This window comes from Rhizobacter sp. P2_H2 (assembly GCF_056403375.1).
Window position 1 is genome coordinate 1 of record NZ_JBFUFP010000505.1, and the last position, 3846, is coordinate 3846.

5 protein-coding genes and 1 pseudogene are annotated in these 3846 nt (G+C 71.7%); 1 reads left to right on the forward strand and 5 read right to left on the reverse strand.

Going from position 1 to position 3846, the window contains the following annotated elements; genetic code table 11:
* Together AC1D15_RS21230 and AC1D15_RS21235 are read right to left on the reverse strand one after the other, a co-directional pair.
* Positions 1-155 (reverse strand): annotated as a pseudogene (locus AC1D15_RS21230) (LysE family translocator); the annotation flags it as partial.
* A 46-nt stretch (positions 156-201) separates the two neighbouring features.
* Positions 202-693: an NUDIX hydrolase gene (locus AC1D15_RS21235; RefSeq protein WP_477827529.1), complete on the reverse strand. Its 492-nt coding sequence runs from the start codon at positions 691-693 to the stop codon at positions 202-204.
* 54 nt (positions 694-747) lie between these two features.
* Between AC1D15_RS21235 and AC1D15_RS21240 the strand changes: the two genes are divergently transcribed.
* Complete coding sequence (locus AC1D15_RS21240; RefSeq protein WP_477827530.1) at positions 748-1575, forward strand: DUF2272 domain-containing protein; 828 nt, start codon at positions 748-750, stop codon at positions 1573-1575.
* A gap of 8 nt (positions 1576-1583) precedes the next feature.
* On the opposite strand, the gene AC1D15_RS21245 is transcribed toward AC1D15_RS21240, so the two are convergent.
* The 3 genes from AC1D15_RS21245 to AC1D15_RS21255 form a co-directional block, all read right to left on the reverse strand.
* A complete protein-coding gene (locus AC1D15_RS21245; protein ID WP_477827531.1) occupies positions 1584-2213 on the reverse strand; it encodes a DUF6064 family protein in 630 nt (209 codons plus the stop codon).
* A gap of 10 nt (positions 2214-2223) precedes the next feature.
* A complete protein-coding gene (locus tag AC1D15_RS21250; protein WP_477827532.1) occupies positions 2224-3138 on the reverse strand; it encodes an aldo/keto reductase in 915 nt (304 codons plus the stop codon).
* A gap of 37 nt (positions 3139-3175) precedes the next feature.
* Positions 3176-3846 (reverse strand): Rossmann-fold NAD(P)-binding domain-containing protein (locus AC1D15_RS21255; RefSeq protein WP_477827533.1); only part of this gene is annotated, 671 nt, incomplete at its 5' end.

Consider the following 3846-nt stretch of genomic DNA (forward strand, 5'->3'; position numbering starts at 1 on the left):
GTGGAGTCACCCAGCGCGACCGCGGCGATCAGCGGCACGTTGGCGCGCCGCCCCTGCGCCATCGAGTAACTGATGACGGTCAGGATGGTCGGGCCGGGGATGATCAGCAGCACCGCGGAGGCGGCGACGAAGGCAAGCCAGTTTTCGATGGGCATCGGGGGATCTCCTGAAGGTGGGACGACTGTAGCGGGATGCCCGAGTTCAGGGATTGTGGTGTTGATCCCGCTGCACGACGTGCGTGAAGGCGATGCGGTCCGCCGCCAGCGTCTGCGCCAGGAATGAAGGCCGCACATCCACGTTCCCCAGCGCCGAGCGCGCAAACCAGTCGAAGACGAGTTCACGCGCGCCTTCGACGCCCCGGTACGGGCCGGGCTCCGTGAGCACGCGGCTGCCGGCTTGCGCCTCGACCTTGAAGTACATGCCGACTTCATGGTGCTTCAACCCGCCGTAGACGAAGAAGTTCTCGACCAGCAGCACGAGCGGCCCCGGTTGAACGACGAGGCCGAGTTCCTCGTGCAACTCGCGCACCACCGCCGTGCTCGCCTCTTCGCCGGACTCCACCCGTCCGCCGGGCAAGGCCCAGAAGTCGTCGCCCTCGGCCCGGTGCAGCAGCACGTCGTCGCCACGGACGACGATCGCCACGGCCCTCAGGTGGAAGCGATGCGAACCGGCATCGAAGGAAATCATGCTCATCGTGGGACCCGGGTAGCGCAGAAGGCGGCCACTGTAGCGGCTCACAATCCCGCGATGCGAACCCCCAGCCGCACGCTCGTCCTCCTGGCCACGCTGATCGTCGCCGGCTGCGCCACGCACGGCCCGGTCGCGCCGACGACCGTGCCGCCGGAACGCATCGCGCGGACCGTGCAGATCGCCGAGGCCGAGTGGCGGCTGTGGGGCTCGCAGCGCATCGGCACGACAAGCGACGGCGCGCAATGCGCCGTACTGGCTTCCGGCGACTGYGCCGAGGTCGACGACGGCTGCGGCCGCGAGATGAGCACGGCGCTGTGCCCGGTCGTCAACGGCTACTGGGCCGCACTCGGCCCCGCCGGAACGGGCGGCATCGAACGCCACACCTGCCCGCAGCCCGACCGCTGCGAGGCGCGCTGGCAGCCCGAATGGGGCCCGCCGCTGTGGACGCCCGCGTGGTCGGCCGCCTTCATCAGCGCGGTGCTGCGACGCGCAGGCTTCAGCGAGTCGGAGTTCCGCTTCGGCAAATCGCATGCGGACTACATCGTCGCGGCGCGCGATCACCTGAACTCGGCCCACGACGTGATCGCCACGCCCGCGATCGCGCTGCCGGGCGACCTGATCTGCGCGCTGCGCGAAGGCGCGCGCATCGCGCCGACCGAGATCGCCCGCATCAGCGCCGGCGAGTCGCCCACGCCGATGCACTGCGACCTCGTCACGCGCGTCGACTTCGCCGGGCGCCGGCTCGAGGCGATCGGCGGCAACGTGCAGCAGTCGGTGTCGCGCATCACGCTCGATCTCGACGAGCAGGGGCGCGTCGGYACATCACCGGTGGCCGGGCGAACCTGGAACCTGGTGCTTCGGGTGCACGCCGAGCCGGGCGACTGAGCGCCTGGCTACCGGGACGCCGCCATCGTGCCGTGCATCGCGGCACTGGACGCGCACCACGCGAGCGGCACGATCCACAGCAGCCGCAGCCCCCATCGAGCCGCGGTGGTCGATGGCTCGACCAGCAGCAGCAGCGCGAGCGTCGCCAGCACCGTCGGGTCGGGCGCCAGGCCGAAGAACCCGGCCTGTTGCCATGGGTGCCCGAACGCGAGACCGATCCACGGGTGGACGAGCACCGCCCAGGTCGCCAGCGCGATGCCGGACCACACGCGCCAGCCTCGGCTCGACAGATCGATGCCGCCCTTCAAGGCCGGCACCAGCAACCCGGCCGCCTGCACGCCGAACGCCGCGACGGCATACGTCGCCGCCCAGAAGATCGGCACGAAACGCTCGAACAGGAATGCCCACGCCGTGAACGCCCAGCAGATCGCGACGAAGGCGAACGCGCCTCGCAGCAGGCGCCCATCGAGGCCCCGGTGGCCTGCGCGGACGCGCCAGACCAGCCACGCTCCCGCCACGCCCATCGCCACCCACTGCAGCGGCCACCACGCCTCGTTCAGCGATTCGAACAGCCGCCAGTAGATGCGCGGCGAGAACATCAGGAAGCTGGACGGCCGGTAGGTCCACCACTCGCTCAACGGTCCGCCCTCACAGCGCAGCCACCGTGCGCGCCATGCGCTCGCGCAGCGCTGCATCGGGCATGCGGCCGCGCGCCGCCGCCATGTTCTCGCGCAGGTGGGCCACCTGGCTGGTCGCCGGGATCGCGCAGGTCACCGCCGGGTGCGAGACGACGAACTTCAGCGCCACCTGCGCCCAGTTCGCGCAGTCGATCTCCGCGGCCCAGGCCGGCAGCCGCTGGCGCGCCAGCGCATCCATCAATGCACCACCGCGGAACGGCCGGTTCACCAGCACCGCGATGCCGCGCTCCTGCGCGAGCGGCAGCAGGCGCTGCTCCGCCTCGCGGTCCACCAGGTTGTGCGTGAGCTGCACGAAGTCGATCGGCTGCGTGCGCATCACCTGCTCCAGCTCGGCATGGCGCCGCCCTTCGGAGGTGGTGATGCCGACGTAGCGCAGCCGCCCCGCCCGCTTCATCTCGAGGAGCCGCGGCAGGTGCTCCTGCCACGACAGCAGGTTGTGCACCTGCATCAGGTCGAAGCGCGGCACGCCCCAGAAGTTGCGCGAGGCCTCCATCTGTGCCGCGCCGCGCTGCACATCGCCGATCCACACCTTCTCGGCCGAGAACAGCGCCGCCGGCCGGCCCAGCTGCGCCAGCGCATGGCCGATGGTCGGCTGCGACGAGCCGTACATCGGCGATGAATCGATCAGCCTGCCTCCCTCGGCGAAGAACGCGCGGACTACCTCGGTGCAGGCATCGCGCGCCGCGCGGTCGTTGCCGACGTTGAAGGTGATCCAGCTGCCCAGCCCGATGACCGGCAGCGTCTCGCCGCTCGACGGGATGCGGCGATCGAGCGCCGCGGCAGCACGGGCCGGCGCGGCGGCCACCAGCGCACCGGCGGCCAGACCGGCCAGCCACTCGCGTCGGGTGCAGGGATCGACGTTCATGCGCCGATTCTRCGACCCGCCCGCCAGCGCGTGGCGATCACCCCACGAGTTGCTCGACAACGCTCGCGAGGCCGGTCGTCCCGCGCACCTGCACCGCTTCGCCGCCTGCGAAGCGGATCCAGCCTTCGTTGAAGCCGTCGATCATCCGGATGCGCGGCTGCGGGTGGTGCATGCCCTGGCTGTGGAACAACGCCTCCCAGCTGTCGCGCGGCACCGGCGCGGCGCGCACCGGCCGACCCAGCGCCTGCGCCAGCGCGGCAGCGATGTCGTTCGGGCTGACCGGCGCCGGGCCGTCGAGTTCGACGATGCGCTGCCCGGCGCCCTTCTCCGTCAGCAAGCGCGCCGCGACACGCCCCACGTCGGCTGTGGCCACCATCGGCACCGGCCGGTCCGGCGGCTGCAGGAAGGCCGGGATCACGCCCTGCGTGCGCGCCGCGTCGATGTCCCAGCGCAGGTTCTCGATGAACCACGACGGGCGCAGCAGCGTCACGTCCAGCGGCAGCGCCGACCACACCTCCTCCATCAGCGTGTGCTGGCTCAGCAGGTTCGACGGTGCCGCCTGCGCGCCGATCGTCGACAGGCACACCACGCGCGCCGGCCGCGCGGCGCGCAGCGCCTGGTCGAGTGCCGCGGCCGTGGCCCGCGCCTCGGGAAAGCCCGGCGCCGGGTCGAACACCGGCGGCGGCACCACGAACACGCTCGTGGCGC

Bases quoted from the DNA above. Each gene is read 5' to 3' on its own strand.
- AC1D15_RS21235 (WP_477827529.1), bottom strand. From the start codon at position 693: ATGAGCATGATTTCCTTCGATGCCGGTTCGCATCGCTTCCACCTGAGG.
- AC1D15_RS21250 (WP_477827532.1), bottom strand. From the start codon at position 3,138: ATGAACGTCGATCCCTGCACCCGACGCGAGTGGCTGGCCGGTCTGGCC.